The organism is Streptomyces changanensis (assembly GCF_024600715.1).
GTDB lineage: Bacteria > Actinomycetota > Actinomycetes > Streptomycetales > Streptomycetaceae > Streptomyces > Streptomyces changanensis.
The window spans coordinates 979,662-999,393 of sequence record NZ_CP102332.1; the positions used below are offsets into that span (position 1 = coordinate 979,662).

General features: G+C 73.3%; 17 protein-coding genes. 1 reads left to right on the top strand and 16 read right to left on the bottom strand.

Features of this window, described 5'->3' with window-relative positions:
• Positions 1-22 precede the first annotated feature (22 nt).
• The 6 genes from carB to pyrR all read right to left on the bottom strand — a co-directional run bounded on the left by carB (position 23) and on the right by pyrR (position 8,194).
• Positions 23-3,331, bottom strand: a complete 3,309-nt coding sequence (gene carB / locus NRO40_RS04220) for a carbamoyl-phosphate synthase large subunit (RefSeq protein WP_058941085.1) — start codon at positions 3,329-3,331, stop codon at positions 23-25.
• Positions 3,324-4,463, bottom strand: coding sequence for a glutamine-hydrolyzing carbamoyl-phosphate synthase small subunit (gene carA, locus NRO40_RS04225; protein ID WP_058941086.1), 1,140 nt, complete (start codon positions 4,461-4,463; stop codon positions 3,324-3,326). The genes carB and carA overlap by 8 nt, the downstream gene beginning before the upstream one ends.
• On the bottom strand, positions 4,460-5,032 hold the full coding sequence (locus tag NRO40_RS04230; RefSeq protein WP_058941087.1) for a PH-like domain-containing protein: 573 nt from the start codon (positions 5,030-5,032) through the stop codon (positions 4,460-4,462). The genes carA and NRO40_RS04230 overlap by 4 nt, the downstream gene beginning before the upstream one ends.
• A complete protein-coding gene (locus NRO40_RS04235) occupies positions 5,029-6,315 on the bottom strand; it encodes a dihydroorotase (protein WP_058941088.1) in 1,287 nt (428 codons plus the stop codon). The genes NRO40_RS04230 and NRO40_RS04235 overlap by 4 nt, the downstream gene beginning before the upstream one ends.
• A gap of 6 nt (positions 6,316-6,321) precedes the next feature.
• Positions 6,322-7,344 (bottom strand): aspartate carbamoyltransferase catalytic subunit, encoded by a 1,023-nt coding sequence (locus NRO40_RS04240; RefSeq protein ID WP_058941089.1) that lies wholly within the window; start codon positions 7,342-7,344, stop codon positions 6,322-6,324.
• 262 nt (positions 7,345-7,606) lie between these two features.
• Positions 7,607-8,194 (bottom strand): bifunctional pyr operon transcriptional regulator/uracil phosphoribosyltransferase PyrR, encoded by a 588-nt coding sequence (gene pyrR, locus NRO40_RS04245; RefSeq protein WP_058941090.1) that lies wholly within the window; start codon positions 8,192-8,194, stop codon positions 7,607-7,609.
• A 198-nt stretch (positions 8,195-8,392) separates the two neighbouring features.
• On the opposite strand from pyrR, the gene bldD reads away from it, so the two are divergent.
• Positions 8,393-8,893, top strand: coding sequence for a transcriptional regulator BldD (gene bldD, locus NRO40_RS04250; RefSeq protein WP_005319862.1), 501 nt, complete (start codon positions 8,393-8,395; stop codon positions 8,891-8,893).
• 1,360 nt (positions 8,894-10,253) lie between these two features.
• Here the strand turns inward: bldD and nusB are convergent.
• The 10 genes from nusB to mltG form a co-directional block, all read right to left on the bottom strand.
• Positions 10,254-10,682: a transcription antitermination factor NusB gene (nusB, locus tag NRO40_RS04255; RefSeq protein WP_058941091.1), complete on the bottom strand. Its 429-nt coding sequence runs from the start codon at positions 10,680-10,682 to the stop codon at positions 10,254-10,256.
• Positions 10,683-10,684: 2 nt separating this feature from the next.
• Positions 10,685-11,251 (bottom strand): elongation factor P, encoded by a 567-nt coding sequence (gene efp / locus NRO40_RS04260; RefSeq protein ID WP_058941092.1) that lies wholly within the window; start codon positions 11,249-11,251, stop codon positions 10,685-10,687.
• 58 nt (positions 11,252-11,309) lie between these two features.
• On the bottom strand, positions 11,310-12,416 hold the full coding sequence (locus NRO40_RS04265; protein ID WP_058941093.1) for a M24 family metallopeptidase: 1,107 nt from the start codon (positions 12,414-12,416) through the stop codon (positions 11,310-11,312).
• 70 nt (positions 12,417-12,486) lie between these two features.
• Positions 12,487-13,473 carry an AAA family ATPase gene (locus tag NRO40_RS04270; RefSeq protein ID WP_058941094.1) on the bottom strand — a complete coding sequence of 329 codons (987 nt, stop codon included), beginning with the start codon at positions 13,471-13,473 and terminating at the stop codon, positions 12,487-12,489.
• Between the two features lie 122 nt (positions 13,474-13,595).
• Positions 13,596-14,057 (bottom strand): type II 3-dehydroquinate dehydratase, encoded by a 462-nt coding sequence (gene aroQ, locus NRO40_RS04275; protein WP_058941095.1) that lies wholly within the window; start codon positions 14,055-14,057, stop codon positions 13,596-13,598.
• Entirely contained in the window at positions 14,054-15,148 is a 1,095-nt protein-coding gene (aroB, locus tag NRO40_RS04280; protein WP_058941096.1) for a 3-dehydroquinate synthase, read from the bottom strand. Before aroB ends, aroQ begins: the two co-directional genes overlap by 4 nt.
• Positions 15,145-15,663 (bottom strand): shikimate kinase, encoded by a 519-nt coding sequence (locus NRO40_RS04285; protein ID WP_058941097.1) that lies wholly within the window; start codon positions 15,661-15,663, stop codon positions 15,145-15,147. The genes aroB and NRO40_RS04285 overlap by 4 nt, the downstream gene beginning before the upstream one ends.
• Positions 15,660-16,844, bottom strand: coding sequence for a chorismate synthase (aroC, locus tag NRO40_RS04290; protein ID WP_058941098.1), 1,185 nt, complete (start codon positions 16,842-16,844; stop codon positions 15,660-15,662). Before aroC ends, NRO40_RS04285 begins: the two co-directional genes overlap by 4 nt.
• 172 nt (positions 16,845-17,016) lie before the next feature.
• Positions 17,017-17,910: a shikimate dehydrogenase gene (locus NRO40_RS04295; protein WP_079046877.1), complete on the bottom strand. Its 894-nt coding sequence runs from the start codon at positions 17,908-17,910 to the stop codon at positions 17,017-17,019.
• Positions 17,891-19,729 carry an endolytic transglycosylase MltG gene (gene mltG, locus NRO40_RS04300; RefSeq protein WP_058941099.1) on the bottom strand — a complete coding sequence of 613 codons (1,839 nt, stop codon included), beginning with the start codon at positions 19,727-19,729 and terminating at the stop codon, positions 17,891-17,893. The genes NRO40_RS04295 and mltG overlap by 20 nt, the downstream gene beginning before the upstream one ends.
• Positions 19,730-19,732 lie beyond the last annotated feature (3 nt).

Genomic DNA, 19,732 nt, shown 5'->3' on the forward strand with positions numbered 1-19,732 from the left:
GGTGTCCCCCTCGTTCGGGCTGTCAGTCGCGGGCCGCGATCAGGTGCTGCGCGTGTTCCTGGAGCGAGCGGACGCCGACGCCGCCGTGGTTGAGGGCGTCGATGCCCTGGACGGCCGCGGCGAGCGCCTGGACCGTGGTCAGGCAGGGGACGCCGCGGGAGACGGCCGCGGTACGGATCTCGTAGCCGTCGAGGCGGCCGCCGGTGCCGTACGGGGTGTTGACGATGAGGTCGACCTGGCCGTCGTGGATCAGCTGGACGATGGTCTTCTCGCCGTTCGGGCCCTCGCCCTCGCTGAGCTTGCGCACGGCGGTGGCGTTGATGCCGTTGCGCTTGAGGACCTCGGCCGTGCCGGACGTGGCGAGCAGCTCGAAGCCGTGCGCGACGAGCTCGCGCGCCGGGAAGATCATCGAGCGCTTGTCGCGGTTGGCGACCGAGATGAACGCGCGGCCCTTGGTGGGCAGCGGGCCGTACGCGCCGGCCTGCGACTTGGCGTACGCGGTCCCGAAGACGGAGTCGATGCCCATGACCTCGCCGGTGGAGCGCATCTCCGGGCCGAGGACGGTGTCGACGCCGCGGCCGTGGATGTCGCGGAACCGCGACCACGGCATGACGGCCTCCTTGACGGAGATCGGCGCGTCCAGCGGGAGCGTGCCGCCGTCGCCGTTCCTCGGCAGCAGGCCCTCTGCGCGCAGCTCGGCGACGGTGGCGCCCAGCGAGATGCGGGCGGCGGCCTTCGCCAGCGGCACGGCGGTCGCCTTGGAGGTGAAGGGGACCGTCCGGGAGGCGCGCGGGTTGGCCTCCAGGACGTAGAGGATGTCGCCGGCCATCGCGAACTGGATGTTGATCAGGCCGCGGACGCCGACGCCCTTCGCGATGGCCTCGGTGGAGGCGCGCAGGCGCTTGATGTCGAAGCCGCCGAGCGTGATCGGGGGCAGGGCGCAGGCCGAGTCGCCGGAGTGGATGCCGGCCTCCTCGATGTGCTCCATGACGCCGCCGAGGTAGAGCTCGTGGCCGTCGTAGAGGGCGTCGACGTCGATCTCGATGGCGTCGTCGAGGAACCGGTCGACGAGGACCGGGCGGGTCGGGGAGATCTCGGTGGACTCGGCGATGTACGCCTCCAGGCGCGCCTCGTCGTAGACGATCTCCATGCCGCGGCCGCCCAGGACGTACGAGGGGCGGACGAGGACGGGGTAGCCGATCTCGTCGGCGATGGCCTTCGCGCCGGCGAAGGTGGTCGCGGTGCCGTGCTTGGGGGCGGGCAGCCCGGCCTCGGCGAGGACGCGGCCGAAGGCGCCGCGGTCCTCGGCGGCGTGGATCGCCTCCGGGGAGGTGCCGACGACGGGCACGCCGTTGTCCTTGAGCGCCTGGGCGAGGCCCAGCGGGGTCTGACCGCCGAGCTGGACGACGACGCCGGCGATCGGGCCGGCGAGGGACTCGGCGTGGACGATCTCCAGCACGTCCTCGAGCGTGAGCGGCTCGAAGTACAGGCGGTCGGAGGTGTCGTAGTCGGTCGAGACCGTCTCCGGGTTGCAGTTGACCATCACGGTCTCGTAGCCCGCCTCGCTCAGCGCGAAGGAGGCGTGGACGCAGGAGTAGTCGAACTCGATGCCCTGGCCGATGCGGTTCGGGCCGGAGCCCAGGATGATCACCGCGGGCTTCTCGCGCGGGGCGACCTCGCTCTCCTCGTCGTAGGAGGAGTAGAAGTACGGCGTCTTCGCGGCGAACTCGGCGGCGCAGGTGTCGACCGTCTTGTAGACCGGGCGGACGCCGAGGGCGTGGCGCACCTCGCGGACGACGTCCTCCCGCAGGCCGCGGATCTCGGCGATCTGCTGGTCGGAGAAGCCGTGGCGCTTGGCCTCGGCGAGCAGCTCGGGCTGCAGCCGGTCGGCGGCGGCCAGCTCGTCGGCGATCTTCTTGATGAGGAAGAGCTGGTCGACGAACCACGGGTCGATCTTCGTGGCGTCGAAGACCTCGTCGCGGTCGGCGCCGGCGCGGATGGCCTGCATGACGGCGTTGATGCGGCCGTCGGTGGGGCGGACCGCCTCGTTCAGCAGGTCCGCCTTGTCGCCGGGCTCGCCGACGAAGGTGAACTGGCTGCCCTTCTTCTCCAGGGAGCGCAGGGCCTTCTGGAGGGCCTCGGTGAAGTTCCGCCCGATGGCCATGGCCTCGCCGACCGACTTCATGGTCGTGGTGAGGGTGGAGTCGGCGGACGGGAACTTCTCGAAGGCGAAGCGCGGGGCCTTGACCACCACGTAGTCGAGCGTCGGCTCGAAGGAGGCCGGGGTCTTCTCGGTGATGTCGTTGGGGATCTCGTCCAGCGTGTAGCCGACGGCCAGCTTGGCGGCGATCTTGGCGATCGGGAAGCCGGTGGCCTTCGAGGCGAGCGCGGAGGAGCGCGAGACGCGCGGGTTCATCTCGATGACGATGATCCGGCCGTCGGCGGGGTTGACCGCGAACTGGATGTTGCAGCCGCCGGTGTCGACGCCGACCTCACGGATGATCGCGATGCCGATGTCGCGCAGCCGCTGGTACTCGCGGTCGGTGAGCGTCATCGCCGGGGCGACGGTGATCGAGTCACCGGTGTGCACGCCCATGGGGTCGAAGTTCTCGATGGAGCAGACGACCACGACGTTGTCGGCCTTGTCGCGCATCAGCTCCAGCTCGTACTCCTTCCAGCCGAGGATGGACTCCTCCAGGAGCACCTCGGTGGTCGGGGAGAGCGTCAGGCCCTGGCCGGCGATGCGGCGCAGTTCCTCCTCGTCGTGGGCGAAGCCGGAGCCGGCGCCGCCCATGGTGAAGGACGGGCGGACGACGACCGGGTAGCCGCCGAGGGTCTCCACGCCCTTGAGGACGTCGTCCATGGAGTGGCAGATGACGGACCGGGCGGACTCGCCGTGGCCGATCTTCTTGCGGACCTCCTCCACGACGCCCTTGAAGAGGTCGCGGTCCTCGCCCTTGTTGATGGCCTCGACGTTGGCGCCGATCAGCTCGACGCCGTACTTCTCCAGCACACCCTGCTCGTGCATGGAGATGGCGGTGTTCAGCGCGGTCTGGCCGCCGAGGGTGGGCAGGAGGGCGTCGGGGCGCTCCTTGGCGATGATCTTCTCGACGAACTCGGGGGTGATCGGCTCGACGTACGTGGCGTCGGCGATCTCCGGGTCGGTCATGATCGTCGCCGGGTTGGAGTTGACGAGGATGACCCGCAGGCCCTCGGCCTTGAGGATGCGGCACGCCTGGGTGCCGGAGTAGTCGAACTCGGCGGCCTGACCGATGACGATCGGGCCGGAGCCGATGACCAGGACGGACTGGATATCGGTGCGCTTAGGCACGCTCGCCCTCCATCAGGGAAACGAAGCGGTCGAAGAGGTAGGCGGCGTCGTGCGGGCCGGCCGCCGCTTCGGGGTGGTACTGGACGCTGAAGGCCGGCTGGTCGAGCAGCTGGAGGCCCTCCACCACGTTGTCGTTGAGGCAGACGTGGGAGACCTCGGCGCGGCCGTAGGGGGTGTCGGACACCGTGTCGAGCGGTGCGTCGACGGCGAAGCCGTGGTTGTGCGCGGTGACTTCGACCTTGCCGGTCGTGCGGTCCTGCACGGGCTGGTTGATGCCGCGGTGGCCGTACTTCAGCTTGTAGGTGCCGAAGCCGAGGGCGCGCCCGAGGATCTGGTTGCCGAAGCAGATGCCGAACAGGGGCGTCCGGCGCTCCAGCACGGCCCGCATCACGGAGACGGGTCCGTCGGCGGTGGCGGGGTCGCCGGGGCCGTTGGAGAAGAAGACGCCGTCCGGGTTGACGGCGTAGACGTCGTCGACGGTGGCGGTGGCGGGCAGCACGTGCACCTCGATGCCGCGCTCGGCCATCCGCTGCGGGGTCATGCCCTTGATGCCGAGGTCGACGGCGGCGACGGTGAAGCGCTTCTCGCCGATCGCGGGGACGACGTAGGGCTCCTTGGTGGCGACCTCGGCGGAGAGGTCGGCGCCCTTCATCTGCGGGGCGGCCTGGACCTTCGCGAGGAGGGCCGCGTCGTCGGCGACGGCTCCGCCGGAGAAGATGCCGACGCGCATCGCGCCGCGCTCGCGCAGGTGGCGGGTGAGGGCGCGGGTGTCGACTCCGCTGATGCCGACGACCCCCTGGCGCTCCAGCTCCTCGTCGAGGGTGCGGGTGGAGCGCCAGTTGGAGGGGGTGCGGGCGGGGTCGCGGACGACGTAACCGGCGACCCAGATGCGGGCGGACTCGGCGTCCTCGTCGTTGACGCCCGTGTTCCCGACGTGCGGGGCGGTCATGACGACGACCTGGCGGTGGTACGAGGGGTCGGTCAGGGTCTCCTGGTAGCCGGTCATGCCGGTGGAGAAGACGGCCTCGCCGAAGGTCTCCCCCACGGCCCCGTAGGCGCGGCCGCGGAAGACGCGGCCGTCCTCCAGGACGAGTACGGCGGGAACCCTGGTTCCCCGGGTGGAGGTCGTCATCGTGCGGCGCCTTCCGTCGTGGTGTTCTCGGTGGTGATGGAGTCGATGGCCTCGACCCAGGCGGTGTGCTCGGCGGCCCGGTCGGACCGGAAGCCGGAGTCGATCAGGATGTCGCCGTGCTGCCAGGTGACGACCAGCAGGCCGCCCTCGGCGAGGACCTTGCCGGCGATGCCCTTGTCGAGCCGTGCTCCGCGGAGCTTGTCGGCGGGGACGAAGAAGTCACGCGCGCCGGGGCGGGACACCACCAGGCCGGCGTCGGTGAGCGTCAGCTCGGCGCGGCTGCGGGTGCCGAGGCCGTGGGCCACGATCCGGTCGAGCCACTGCCCGGCCGTCGTGGACCCGTGGTAGCGCCCGTTCATCTCCAGTCTCACCGCGCCGGGCTCGTCCGGCGCGATGGGGAGCTCCGGCACGTCCGCCTGGAGGCGGGCGCGCCAGGTCCAGCCCTGGCGCATGAGCCAGTAGACGAGGGCGATGAAGAGCAGCAGTACGCCGACCCAGCCGAGGCGGGCGGCCCAGTCGGTCACTTCCGCCGACTGAGGCTCGGCGGCGAGGGGGATCAGAGGTGTCACGCGAGCTTCCCGTCCATGAGCGTTGCCCGGCCCCGCAGGAAGGTGTGGGTGACGCGACCCGGCAGCTCGCGGCCCTCGTAGGGGGTGTTGCGGCTGCGGGAGGCGAAGCCCGCGGGGTCCACGGCTCCACGGTATGCCGGATCGACGAGCGTCAGGTTGGCGGGCTCACCAACCGAGACGGGGCGTCCGTGGCCGGTGGCGCGGCCGATCCGCGCGGGCGCGTGCGACATGCGGTCGGCGACGCCCGCCCAGTCGAGGAGGCCGGTGTCGACCATCGTGTGCTGCACGACGGAGAGCGCGGTCTCCAGGCCGACCATGCCCATGGCGGCGGCGGCCCACTCGCAGTCCTTGTCCTCGTGCGGGTGGGGGGCGTGGTCGGTGGCGACGATGTCGATCGTGCCGTCGGCGAGCGCCTCGCGCAGGGCCATGACGTCGCGCTCGGTGCGCAGCGGCGGGTTGACCTTGTACACCGGGTCGTACGTGCGGACCAGCTCGTCGGTGAGGAGCAGGTGGTGCGGGGTGACCTCGGCGGTGACGTCGATGCCGCGGGACTTGGCCCAGCGGACGATCTCGACGGACCCGGCGGTCGACAGGTGGCAGATGTGGACGCGGGAGCCGACGTGCTCGGCGAGGAGGACGTCGCGGGCGATGATCGACTCCTCGGCGACGGCCGGCCAGCCGCCGAGGCCCAGCTCGGCGGAGACGGCGCCCTCGTTCATCTGGGCGCCCTCGGTGAGGCGGGGCTCCTGGGCGTGCTGGGCGATGACGCCGCCGAAGGCCTTCACGTACTCCAGGGCGCGGCGCATGATCACGGCGTCGTCGACGCACTTGCCGTCGTCGGAGAAGACGGTGACGCCGGCGGCGGACTCGTGCATGGCGCCGAGCTCGGCGAGCCGCTTGCCCTCCAGGCCGACGGTGACGGCGCCGATGGGCTGCACGTCGCAGTAGCCGTGTTCCCGGCCGAGCCGGTGGACCTGCTCGACCACGCCGGCGGTGTCGGCGACGGGTGACGTGTTGGCCATGGCGAATACGGACGTGTAGCCGCCGGAGGCGGCGGCGCGGGTGCCGGTGAGGACCGTCTCGGAGTCCTCGCGGCCCGGCTCGCGCAGGTGGGTGTGGAGGTCGACCAGGCCGGGCAGCAGGACGCGCCCCTCAGCCTCGACGACGGTGGCGCCCTCGGCGTCCAGGCCGGTGCCGACGGCGGCGATGGTCTCGCCGTCGACGAGGACGTCCTGGGCCCGGCCGCCGAGGACCTTCGCACCACGGATCAGGGTCTTGCTCATGCTGGGTTACTTCTCCTCGGTACGGGACGACGGCTGGGTGAGGGCGGGTTCGCTGCCGCCCAGCAGCAGGTAGAGAACGGCCATGCGGACGAAGACGCCGTTGGCGACCTGTTCGACGACGGTGCAGCGGGGCGAGTCGGCGACCTCGGCGGTGATCTCCATGCCGCGGACCATGGGGCCGGGGTGCATGACGACGGCGTGGTCGGGGAGCTTGGCCATGCGCGGGGCGTCGAGGCCGTAGCGGCGCGCGTACTCCCGCTCGGTGGGGAAGAACGCGGCGTTCATGCGCTCGCGCTGGACGCGCAGCATCATCACGGCGTCGCACGCGGAGAGGGCGCCGTCGAGGTCGTAGGTGACCTCGCAGGGCCAGTCCTCGACGCCGACGGGGACGAGCGTGGGTGGGGCGACGAGGGTGACCTCGGCGCCGAGGGTGTGCAGCAGGTCCACGTTGGAGCGGGCGACCCGGCTGTGCAGGACGTCGCCGACGATGGTGACGCGCCGGCCGGACAGGTCCCGGCCGGCGCACCCGCGGGCGGTGTCGTCACCGGTCGGGCGGCCGGTCGCGGAGCCGCGGCCGACCAGGCGGCGGCGCAGGGTGAAGGCGTCCAGCAGCGCCTGGGTGGGGTGCTGGTGGGTGCCGTCACCGGCGTTGATCACCGGGGCGTCGATCCAGCCGCTGGTGGCGAGCCGGTAGGGGGCGCCGGAGGCGTGGTGGCGTATGACGACCGCGTCGACGCCGATGGCGGCGAGGGTCTGGGCGGTGTCCTTGAGGGACTCGCCCTTGGAGACGCTGGAGCCCTTGGCCGTGAAGTTGATGACGTCGGCGGAGAGGCGCTTCTCGGCGGCCTCGAAGGAGATGCGGGTGCGGGTCGAGTCCTCGAAGAAGAGGTTGCATATCGTCCGGCCGCGCAGGGTGGGCAGCTTCTTGATCGGACGGTCGGCGAGCCGGGCCATCTCCTCGGCGGTGTCGAGGATGAGGACGGCGTCGTCGCGGGTGAGGTCGGCGGCCGAGATGAGGTGGCGCTTCATCGGGGGGTGGGGCTCCGGGGGTGGGGAGGTCGGGTCCGTGGGCGTGACCGGGCAGGGGTGGGCTCGGGCGCGGCCGCCGGCGGGGGGTGCGTGCCTGCGGGCTCGCGGCTCGCGGGCCGCCGCTTGCCGCGGCTCCGCAGGCCTGCTGCGGGCTTGCCGGTGGCGGGCGGCGCGGCTCCGCGTGCCCGGTCCGCCGTGCCGCGCGCACGGGGCGCGTGGAGGGGCGTACGGGGTGGCGCGGACGCGCTGGGCGCGCGTTTGGCTAGTTCTCGCCGGTCGGGGCGGGCTCGGGGCCGGGCTCGCGCACGCCGAGCAGCACGGCGTCGCGGCCGTCCTCCTCGGTGAGCTGGACCTTGACCGTCTCGCGCAGCGACGTCGGGAGGTTCTTCCCGACGTAGTCGGCGCGGATGGGCAGCTCCCGGTGGCCGCGGTCGACCAGGACGGCCAGCTGCACGGCGCGGGGGCGGCCGATGTCACCGAGGGCGTCGAGGGCGGCGCGGATGGTGCGGCCGGAGAAGAGCACGTCGTCGACGAGGACGACCAGCCGGCCGTCGACGCCCTCGTCGGGGATCTCGGTGGGGGCCAGCGTCCGGGCGGGGCGCAGGCGCAGGTCGTCCCGGTGCATGGTGATGTCGAGGGAGCCGACGGGGGCCGTGCGGCCGGTGATCTGCCGGAGCTTCTCGGCGAGGCGCCGGGCGAGGAAGACCCCCCGCGTCGGGATGCCGAGGAGGACGACGTCGTCGGCGCCCTTGGCGCGCTCGACGATCTCGTGGGCGATGCGGGTCAGGACCCGCGCGATGTCCGGACCCTCGAGTACGGGTCGGGCATCGGACTGCTGGATGGCGTCCATACGGAACGGACCTCCTTCTCCGCCTCACGGGACGGACCTTAAAGGACGTCGGAATTGCGTCAGCCACGGTACCAGGAGTGAGGAGGGCGTCGGGACGGACCACCCGGCTTGACGCACCCCAGTAACGCTGCGTAACCTCACAGTGAGTTACCAGCCACGCGGCGGCGCCGCACGTTGTAACAGTGTCCAGGGAGCTATATGTCCAGCGAATACGCAAAACAGCTCGGGGCCAAGCTCCGTGCCATCCGCACCCAGCAGGGCCTCTCCCTCCACGGCGTGGAGGAGAAGTCGCAGGGGCGCTGGAAGGCCGTCGTGGTCGGTTCGTACGAGCGCGGCGACCGCGCCGTGACCGTGCAGCGCCTCGCCGAGCTGGCTGACTTCTACGGGGTCCCGGTGCAGGAGCTGCTGCCGGGCACCACGCCCGGCGGTGCCGCCGAGCCGCCGCCGAAGCTCGTCCTGGACCTGGAGCGCCTGGCGCACGTCCCGCAGGAGAAGGCGGGCCCGCTGCAGCGCTACGCCGCGACGATCCAGTCGCAGCGCGGCGACTACAACGGCAAGGTGCTGTCGATCCGCCAGGACGACCTGCGGACGCTCGCGGTCATCTACGACCAGTCCCCGTCGGTCCTCACCGAGCAGCTGATCAGCTGGGGCGTGCTGGACGCGGACGCGCGCCGTGCGGTCGCGCACGAGGAGAGCTGAGGCGCGGGCGTCGGCACTCGCCGCCCGAGCAGAAACGTTGCCGCCGGAGGGTGGTCCCTTTGCGGGACCACCCTCCACGCGTCATACGGCCGGCTGCGGGGCGGCCGGGGGTCGAGCGGTGAGGCGGTGCCGTCCCGCTGCCGCGGCGCCGGGCGGTGCGTCGCGGTCGCGCGGTGGGTACCGGCGCGGGCCCTGCGGAGATGCGCGCCCTGCCTGGCGGGCGTTCGGCGGGGGCGGGGCCGGGGGGGGACCGACGGCCCGGCCCGGGCCCCGGCCCGGCCCCGTGCCCGACCTGCGCCCGTACGGGACGCCGCACCGACGGCCCCGGCCCAGGCCCTTCCCGCCACGAGCGGCGGACAGCCCGCTACGGCGGCCGGGCAAGGCCGCGGACCGTTCGTGCCCACCCGTTCCGCCCTGCGGAACGCCTGCCCACGAACTCGGCGCCACCCCCGACCGCCCGGGCGACCGCGCCCCCGGCGCCCCTGGGTCCCCGCGCCGCAGCAGGCAGAGCACAGGCTGCGCGGCCCGCCACCACGCGGACGCACACGCACTAGCCCCCCGCCACCCGCGCGGCAGCACGGGCTGCGCGGCCCCGCCTCCGCACGGACGCACACATCCACGAACCCCCCACCACCCCGCGACCACACTGCCCAGCGCCGAACCGGCAGCACGAGCCGCACGCCCCGCCCCCCGCGGATGCACACCCGCGAACTCCCGGCACCCCTCTGCCCGCACCCCCGGCGCCGAACCGGCAGCACGAGCCGCACGCCCCGCCCCCCGCGGATGCACACCTTCGAGTTCCCCGGCACCCCCCTGCCCGCACCACCCGCGCCGGGCCGGAGTACGAGCCGCACGCCCCACCGCGCGGAACACACGCCCACCAACTCCCCGCCACCACCGCGACCGCGCTGCCCAGCGCCCGAACCGGCAGCACGGGCCGCACGACTCGTCCGGCCTTCGCTCGCGCGGACGGCCCGACCGCGCGCTGCGTCCGCCAGGGGCCGCGTTCCCGGCGCCACTGCCGGAGCACCGGCTGCGCAGCGCTGGCCGGCCCCTCCCCCGCGCGGAGCACCCGATCAGGCAGGCACCGCGGGGCGCGCGGTGCCGGCGCGGCGCGCGGCGCCGGCGGGACGCGCGGCCCCGCCCGGCGTTTCGCCGTGCGGGGCGCTCGCGGCGCCCCGCGGCGACCGCGCTCCCGGACGCGGCGGGCAGCCCCCAGAGCCCCAGCACCGGCTGCCGGGGCTGTGGCTGTGGCTGTGGCTGTGGCTGTGGCTGTGGCTGTTCCAGTGGGCCTCAGCGGAGGCATGGCGGGATGCCGAAGGGCCCGCAGCGGGAGTGCTGCGGGCCCTTCGAGGCGTGGTCAGGCTCGGCGGAGCCCCGGCTTCAGGTCCTTGAAGCGGCCCAGCAGGCCGTTGACGAAGGACGGGGAGTCGTCCGTGGAGAACTCCTTGGCGAGCTGGACGGCCTCGTCGATGGCCACCGCGTCCGGCGTGGCGTCGACCCAGACCAGCTCGTACGCGCCGAGGCGCAGGATGTTCCGATCGACGACCGGCATCCGGTCGAGAGTCCAGCCCACCGAGTAGGTGGAGATGAGGTCGTCGATACGGCGGGCGTACTGGGAGTACCCCTCGACGAGCTCCATCGTGTACTCGTTGACCGGCGGCTGCCGTTCGTCGGACCGGGCGTGCCGGATCCAGTCCGCGAGGACCTCCTGCACGGGCACCCCGCGCTGGTCGGCCTCGAAGAGGATCTGGAAGGCGCGCTTGCGGGCCTTGTTGCGGGCGGCCACGGTTAGCTGTTCACCCGGCCGAGGTAGTCGCTCGTACGGGTGTCGACCTTGATCTTCTCACCGGTGGTGATGAAGAGCGGGACCTGGATCTGGTGGCCGGTCTCCAGGGTGGCGGGCTTGGTGCCACCGGTGGAGCGGTCGCCCTGGACGCCCGGCTCGGTCTCCTGGATGGTCAGCTCGACGGCGGCGGGGAGCTCGACGTACAGCACCTCGCCCTCGTGCGTGGCGACGGTGGCGGTGAAGCCCTCGACCAGGAAGTTCGCGGCGTCGCCGACGGCGGCCCGGGAGACGTGCAGCTGGTCGTACGTCTGCATGTCCATGAAGACGAAGTACTCGCCGTCCATGTACGAGAACTGCATGTCGCGGCGGTCGACGGTGGCCGTCTCGACCTTCACACCGGCGTTGAACGTCTTGTCGACGATCTTGCCGGACAGCACGTTCTTGAGCTTGGTGCGCACGAAGGCCGGGCCCTTGCCGGGCTTGACGTGCTGGAACTCGACCACGGACCAGAGCTGGTCGTTGTCGAGCTTGAGCACCATGCCGTTCTTGAGGTCGTTCGTGGAAGCCACGGTTGCGGAATCTCCTGGACTGACGCTGGTGGACGACCGAGGCGTGGTGCGTCACGCGCTACAGCGCGAGCAGCTCCTTGGTCGTGATGGTGAGTAGCTCGGGTCCGCCGTCCGCCTCCTGGCGCACGACGAGCGTGTCATCGATCCGGACCCCGCCCCGTCCCGGGAGGTGAACCCCTGGTTCGACGGTGACCGGCACGCAAGCGTCCAGTTTACCCATGGCCGAGGGGGACAACTGCGGGTCCTCCTGGATTTCGAGGCCGACACCGTGGCCGAGGCTCGGTGCGAGGGAGGCTCCGTGGCCCGCCGCGTCGAGGAGTTGGCGGGCCGCCCGGTCCACGTCGCGGTAGGCGGTGCCCGGGGCGAGCGCCTCCCGCGCGGCGCGCTGGGCGGCGAAGACGAGGTCGTACAGCTCGACCTGCCAGTCGGCGGGGGCCGTGCCGATGACGAACGTCCGGCCGATTTCGCAGCGGTACCCGCGGTAGTCCGCGCCGAGGCAGACGGAGAGGAAGTCGCCCTCCTCGACACGGCGGTCCGTGGGGCGGTGGCCACCGCGTCCCGAGTGGGGGCCGGTGGCGACGGAGGTGGGGAAGGCGGGGCCGTCGGCGCCGTGGTCGACGAGACGCCGCTCCAGCTCCAGGGCCAGGTGGCGTTCGGTGCGGCCGACCAGGATCGACTCCAGGAGCTCGCCGAGGGCCTGGTCGGTGATCTCGGCGGCGATGCGCAGACAGGTGATCTCGTCGTCGTCCTTGACGACGCGTTCCTGTTCGACGGCGTTGCCGAGGTCCCCGAGGCGCAGCTGCGGGGCGGCGGAGCCGAGCGCCCGGTAGCGGGCGACGCTCAGGTGGTGCTCCTCCACGGCGAGCCCGTCGGCACCGCTCCGCTGGGCCAGGTCGGCCGCGGCGACGGCCGGGTCACCACCGGCGGACGGCAGCACGACCTGCCGCAGCCCCTCGTCGACGCGCCCCTCGGTGGGATCGTCGCCCGGCGCGCGGGGAGACAGCAGTACGTCGTCCTCCGCGCCGATCAGCAGGACGGAGCCGGGCGGCGAGCCGCCCGCGAGGTAGCGGACGTTGGCGGGGCGGGAGACCAGCGCCGCCGCGGATCCGGCCGCCGCGCACCGGCCGCGCAGCCGCCCGCGGCGGTCCGCAAACACCTGGGACATGACCCGAGCCTACGAGCGCGGGCGAGACCCGGCAGTACGGAGGGGGCCGATCGGGACCGGCCCCCCTCGCTCACCAGCTCGGCGGGCTGGCCAGGGAACGGGCGAGGACGTCGTCGAGGGCCCGGGCCGTGGTCTCGACGTCGTAGTGGGAGTTGTCGATGATGGGCAGGCCGGAGGCGTGCCAGCCGGCCATGCGGCCGTGGATGCCGGCGACCTCCTCGTCGGAGAGCCGGCGGTTGCCGGAGCGCTCGGCGTTGCGCTCCAGGACGATCTCCAGACCGGGGAGGAGCACCACGGGCAGCAGGCCGGGGCCGACGTGGCGCTTCCAGCCGCCGAGTCCGACGACCGGGCGGTCGGGGAAGACGGCGTCGTCGAGGATGCAGGAGATGCCGTTGGCGAGGAAGTTCCGCGCGGCGAAGCCGCAGGTGCGGCGGGCCAGGCGGTACTGGGCCTCCGACTGGTCGTTCCACCCCGACTGGGGGTCGGCGAACCCGGCACACACCCACTCGCGCACGTCGTCGAGGCTGATGTGGGCCGTGGGGACGCGGCGGTGCTGCGCCCAGTACCGCGCGACGGTGGTCTTGCCGGCGCCCGCCGGGCCGATGAGGAGGACCGCGAGGGTGGCGGTGCCCGTGCCGGCGGTGGGGCCGGTGCCCGGCTCGGGGACCGGGGCCGTGACCGGCGCGCCCGCCGGGAGCCGGAGGTGGCCCGTCGTGTCGGGCGGGGGCGGCGCGGGTGCCGCGTGGGGCGCGGGGTGCGGGGACGTCCAGCCGCCGGGCGCCTGTCCGGGCTGCTGCTGGGGCGGGGGCGGCGCCTGCGGCACGTGGCCGTGCGGGGCGTGCGGGGCCTGCGGACCGTGCGGGGCGTGCTGGCCGTGCGCGGGCGGGCCCTGCCGGCCCTGGGCGTGCGGGTCCTGCGGGGTGTGCGCGTGCGGCGCGGGGGGTCGGGCCGGGGGCGGGGGCGGCGGGCCCGGGTGGTGTCCCTGCTGGGCCCACCCGGCCGCCGCGTGCCCCGGCTGGTGGGGCGGCGGCAGCGGAGCCCCCACTGCGTGCTGCATCCGGTGCCACTCCGTCTCGTACGACTGACGCTGATCGGGCGGCCGTTCGGGGCGCCCGCCATCGAACCGTACCCTCCCGCGCCGTCAGACGGTGAACGGCCCGGGAGGGTTCCGGCTGATCGTCAGTCCGTCAACTCGTCGGCCAGTGCGTGCAGCGCGAGCCGGTACGAGCCGATGCCGAAGCCGGCGACCGTCCCCGTGGCGACCGCCGCGACGACGGACGTGTGGCGGAACTCCTCGCGGGCGTACGGGTTGGAGATGTGCACCTCGATCAGCGGGGCCGTCCGCTGCGCCGCCGCGTCCCGCATCGCGTACGAGTAGTGCGTGAAGGCGCCGGGGTTCAGAACGACCGGAACCGAGCGGTCGGCCGCCTCGTGCAGCCAGCGCACGAGCTCGCCCTCGTCGTTCGTCTCGCGCACCTCCACGTCGAAGCCGAGCTCCTTGCCGAGCTCCTGGCAGCTCGCCACGAGACCGGCGTAGGAGGTGGCGCCGTACACGTCGGGTTCACGGGAGCCGAGCCGGCCGAGGTTGGGGCCGTTGAGGACGTACACCGTGCGGGCGTCCGCCGCCGTGCGGTCCCTCACGCCGACACCTCCCCGTACGCGGCGAGCAGCACCGCCGGGTCCGGGCCCTCCAGGACGGTCGGCTTGGCGAGGCCGTCGAGGACGATGAAGCGCAGCAGGTCGCCGCGGGACTTCTTGTCGACCTTCATGGTCTCCAGCAGCTTGGGCCACTGGTCGCCGCGGTAGGTCAGGGGCAGGCCGACCGACTCCAGCACCGAGCGGTGCCGGTCCGCGGTCGCGTCGTCGAGCCGGCCGGCGAGCCTGCCCAGCTCGGCGGCGAACACCATGCCGACGGAGACGGCCGCGCCGTGCCGCCACTTGTAGCGCTCGTTCTTCTCGATCGCGTGGGCGAGGGTGTGGCCGTAGTTGAGGATCTCGCGCAGGCCCGACTCCTTGAGGTCGGAGGAGACGACGTCCGCCTTGACCCTGATGGAGCGCACGATCAGCTCGGCCGTGTGCGGCCCGGCGGGCGTGCGGGCGGCGGCCGGATCCTCCTCGACCAGGTCGAGGATCACCGGGTCGGCGATGAAGCCGGCCTTGATGACCTCGGCGAGGCCGCTGACGTAGTCGTGGACCGGCAGTGAGTCGAGCGCGGCGAGGTCGCACAGGACGCCGGCCGGCGGGTGGAAGGCGCCGACGAGGTTCTTCCCCTCGGCGGTGTTGATGCCGGTCTTGCCGCCGACGGCCGCGTCGACCATGGCCAGGACGGTCGTCGGCACCGCGATCCAGCGCACCCCGCGCAGCCACGTCGCCGCGACGAACCCGGCCAGGTCGGTGGTGGCGCCGCCACCCACGCCGACGATCACGTCGGTACGGGTGAAGCCGGTCTGGCCCAGCGCCTTCCAGCAGTAGGCGGCGACCTCGACGGTCTTCGCCTCCTCCGCGTTCGGCACCTGGATGGCGACGGCCTCGTACCCTTGGTCGGCGAGGTCGGCGCGCAGCGCCTCGCCGGTCCCGGCGAGCGCCTCCGGGTGGATCACGGCGACGCGCCTGGCCCGGGGGCCGATCAGTCCGGCCAGCTCGCCGAGGAGCTGCCGTCCGACCAGCACGTCGTACGGCTCCGAGCCGGCGCTTCCGCCGACGTGGATGCGGGTGACTGCCTGGTCCGTCATTCGTCCTTCAGCTCCAGTGCGTCGAGGACCGCCTCGGCGACCTCTTCGGGGGTGCGCTCGTCGGTGGCGACGACGACGCGCGCGACTTCGGTGTACAGGTGGCGGCGCGCCTCCATCAGCTCGCGCCACTGACGGCGCGGGTTGATCGCGAGGAGCGGCCGGGCGGCGCCGAGGCCGACCCGCCGGACGGCCTCCTCGACGTCCATCGACAGGTAGACCACGGGCAGCCCGGTGAGCAGGGCGCGAGTCCCGTCGTCGAGGACGGCGCCGCCGCCGAGGGCGAGGACGCCCGTGTGCTCGGCGACGGCGGCACGGACGGCCGCGCGCTCCAGCTCGCGGAAGCGCGGCTCGCCGTCCTCGACGAAGATGTCGGACACCTCCCGGCCCTCGGCGGCGACGATGTCGGCGTCGGTGTCCCGGTAGGCCACGCCCAGGCGCTCCGCGAGGAGGGCGCCCACGGTGGACTTGCCGGAGCCCATCGGGCCCACCAGGACGATCAGCGGGCCGGTGCTCACCGGATGTGGAGGTTGTCGAGGTAGGAGCGGACGTTGCGGCGGGTCTCGGTGACGCTGTCGCCGCCGAACTTCTCCGCGACCGCGTCGGCGAGGACGAGGGCGACCATCGCCTCGGCGACGATGCCGGCCGCCGGGACCGCGCAGACATCGGAGCGCTGGTGGTGCGCCTGGGCCGGCTCGCCGGTGACGACGTCGACGGTGCGCAGCGCGCGCGGCACGGTCGCGATCGGCTTCATGGCGGCCCGTACGCGCAGCAGCTCGCCGGTGGTCAGCCCGCCCTCGGTGCCGCCGGCGCGGCCCGAGGTGCGGCGGAGGCCCTCGTCGGTGGTGACGATCTCGTCGTGGGCCTGGGACCCCGGCACGCGCGCCAGGCCGAAGCCGTCGCCGACCTCGACGCCCTTGATCGCCTGGATGCCCATGAGGGCGGCCGCGAGGCGGGCGTCGAGCCGCCGGTCCCAGTGGACGTGCGAGCCGAGGCCGACGGGCACGTCGTACGCGAGCACCTCGACGACGCCGCCGAGGGTGTCGCCGTCCTTGTGGGCCTGGTCGATCTCGGCGACCATCGCCTTCGACGCGTCGGCGTCGAGGCAGCGCACCGGATCGGCGTCCAGCTTCGCCACGTCCGCGGGGGTCGGGTAGACGCCGTAGGGTGCCTTGGCGGCCGCCAGCTCGACGACGTGCGAGACGATCTCGATGCCGGCGGTCTCCTTCAGGTACGACCGGGCCACCGCGCCGAGCGCGACGCGCGCGGCCGTCTCGCGGGCGCTGGCGCGCTCCAGCACCGGCCGTGCCTCGTCGAAGCCGTACTTCTGCATGCCGGCGAGGTCGGCGTGACCGGGGCGCGGGCGGGTCAGTGGCGCGTTGCGCGCCATCTCGGCGAGCTCCTGCGGGTCGACGGGGTCGGCGGACATCACCTTCTCCCACTTCGGCCACTCGGTGTTGCCCACCATGACCGCGACCGGCGAGCCCATGGTCAGGCCGTGGCGGACGCCGCCGAGGAACGTGACCTCGTCGCGCTCGAACTTCATCCGCGCGCCGCGTCCATAGCCCAGGCGGCGCCGGGCCAGGTGGTCCGCCACCATCTCCGTGGTGATCGGGACACCGGCGGGAAGACCCTCCAGCGTCGCCACCAGCGCGGGGCCGTGCGACTCCCCCGCCGTAAGCCAGCGCAACCTGCTCAACGGTGCTCCTTCTCTCGGGCCGGATCTGCGGACGGCTCGGCCGGTACGCGGCCCGCGCCTCCACCCCCGATCCTCCCATGTCCGCCCGCCCGTCAGGCCGCCGTCCCAGGTTCCGGACAGCGCGACCGACGCGGCGCCGCGGGGGCGCGGCCGCCCGGCGGCGCGGAGGGCGTCACTCCGCGGCGGCGCGCAGGGCCCGCTCCCCCGCCTCCCGCATGGCGCGCAGCGGGGCCGGGGCGCGTCCGGTCATCTGCTCGACCTGGAGGACCGCCTGGTGGACGAGGAGGTCGAGTCCCCCCACCACCCGGCCGCCCCGCGCGGACCAGGCGGCCGCGAGCGGCGTGGGCCACGGGTCGTACAGCACGTCGAAGAGGGTGCCCGGCCGCTCCGGCACGTGCGGGGCGAGGGCGTCGGTGGTGCCGGCCGGGGTGGTCGCGACGACGAGGGGGGCGGTGAGGGCGCGGGCCGCCTCCGCCCAGTCGGCCGTGCGCACGTCCACGCCGAGCCGCTCGCCCCAGCCGCGCATCTCCTCGGCGCGGGCCGCGCTGCGCACGTAGGCGGTGACGGGTCCGGAGCAGACGCGCGCCAGGGCGGCGAGGGCGGAGGAGGCGGTGGCCCCCGCGCCGAGCACGGCGGCCTCCTCGACCTTCTCCACGCCCCGCTCCTTCAGGGCGGCGATCATGCCGGGGATGTCGGTGTTGTCGCCGACGCGGCGCCCTTCGCCGGTGACGACGACGGTGTTGACGGCCTCCACCGAGCGGGCGGTGTCGCTGACCGCGTCGAGCAGCGGGATGACCGCGCGCTTGAGCGGCATGGTGAGGGACAGGCCGGCCCAGGAGGCGTCGAGCCCCTGGAAGAAGCCGGGCAGTGCCGCCTCGTCGACCTCGAACCGGCCGTACGTCCAGCCCGTCAGGCCGAGCTCGGCGTAGGCCGCCCGGTGCAGGACCGGGGAGAGCGAGTGGGCGATGGGCGAGCCCAGGACCGCCGCCCTACGCCCCCCGCCGACCGGCTCCCGCGCGGCCCGGTCCCCGTCGGCCCGGTCCCCGTCAGCCCCCCTGGTTGTCATTGAACTTGTCCTTCAGCTTGAGGAAGTCGTCGTGCGTCCTCGCGAACTCCGTCTTGTTCATGCCGTCGGTCGCGACGAAGTACATCCAGCCGTCCGAGGTCGGTTCGAGCGCCGCCGCCAGCGCCTCTGCGCCGGGGTTGCCGATCGGACCGGGCGTGAGGCCCCGGTGGTAGTACGTGTTGTACGGGTCCGGGTTGCTGTTGATCTCGGACTCGCTGATCTCGATCTTGCTCTGGCCCCTCAGGTAGTTGAAGGCCGAGTCGAACTGGAGCTTCTGGTTGGTCTCGGTGTTGTCGGGCTTGAGCCGGTTGTAGACGACCTCGCTCATCTTGCGGAAGTCGTCCTCGGTCTTGCCCTCCGCCTGGACGAGGCTCGCCACCGTGACGAGCTCCCACGGGCTCTTGAGCCCGAGGCCCTTCGCCTTGGCGGCCAGGTCGACCTTGTTGTACTCGCTGTTGGCGCGGGTGACCATCCGCTTGAGGACGTCCTCGGGCTTGTTGCCCTTGGCGACCGGGTAGTCCGCGGGGAAGAGGAAGCCCTCCAGGGGGTCCTTGACGTTCGGGTGGCCGGTCGCCCACGCGGGCAGGCCGAGGGTGCCGGCCTTCTCCAGGGCGACCTTCTTCGTCGTGCCGGGCGCGAGCTCCAGGCGCTTGTCGATCTGCTCGTACACCCAGACGTTGCGCCGGCCCTCGGGGATGATCAGGACGTTGCGGCTCTTGGGGCTGAGCATGGCCTCCACGGCGGACGCGGCGGACATGCCCTTCTGCAGGGTGTAGAAGCCCGGCTGGATCGAGAGGCCCTTGGGGTTCTTCTCCTGCGCGGTGACGAACGCGTCGACGCTCTTGACGACGCCCGCCTTCAGCAGGATGCCGCCGATCTCCGCGCCCACGGCGTCCTTGGGCACCTCGATGGTGACCGCCTCGCCGGTGCCGGTGCCGGTGTAGTCGGGCGAGGGGCCGAAGCGGTCCTGCCAGAACTGGTAGCCGAAGTAGCCCACGCCGCCGAGGCCGCCCGCGAGGACGAGCGCGACGAACAGGCAGGCCACGCCGTTGCGGCTCTTGCGCTTCTTGGTCCGGCCGCGGCTCTCGCGCGCGGCGCGGCGGCTCTCCGCCGGCTCCTCGTCGTAGCCGTCGTCGTCATAGCCGTCGTCCCGGCCGTCGGGCCCGTCGCCACCGCCGTGACCCTCGTCCCGGCGGTCGTCGTCGTCGGGGCCGTCGAAGAAGCCGCGGCGCGGAGCGCCGTCCCGCCGCTCGCCGGTCCCGTCGTCCGCCCCCTGGTCGGGGTGCGCGTCATGGGTCTGCGGCTCGGCGCGGCGCTGGCCCGGGGGCTGCGGCGGCGGGTACGCCTCGGGGGTGCTGTACGGGTCGGCGCCCTGCCCGCCGTAGGGATCGGCGGGGGGCGGGGGGCCGTAGGGCATGGCGGCCTGCTGTCCGGTGCCGGTGTCCCAGCCGCCGCCGTACTGCTGTCCGCTGTGGGTGCCGGGGTCGTACTGCTGTCCGCCGGGTGTCCCGGGGTCGTACTGCTGCTGCGCGTGGGCGCCGGTGTCGTACGGCTGGGCGTGGCCGGATCCGTACTGCTGGTCGTGGGTGCCGGCGCCGTACTGGTCGCCGGCTGCGGCGCCCGTGTCGTACGGGCGGCCCGCCTCGTCGTGGCCCTGCCCGCCGTATCCCTGCTGGTACGGGTCCTGGTGGCCGCCGTACTGCGGCTGCTGCTGGTAGTGGGCGCCTCCGGCCTGCTGACCGCCCCAGCCCTGGTCCCCGTACAGGGGGTCCTCGGGGTGCCAGGGCTGTGAGCCGGGATTCCGGCCATACTCAGTCATCGA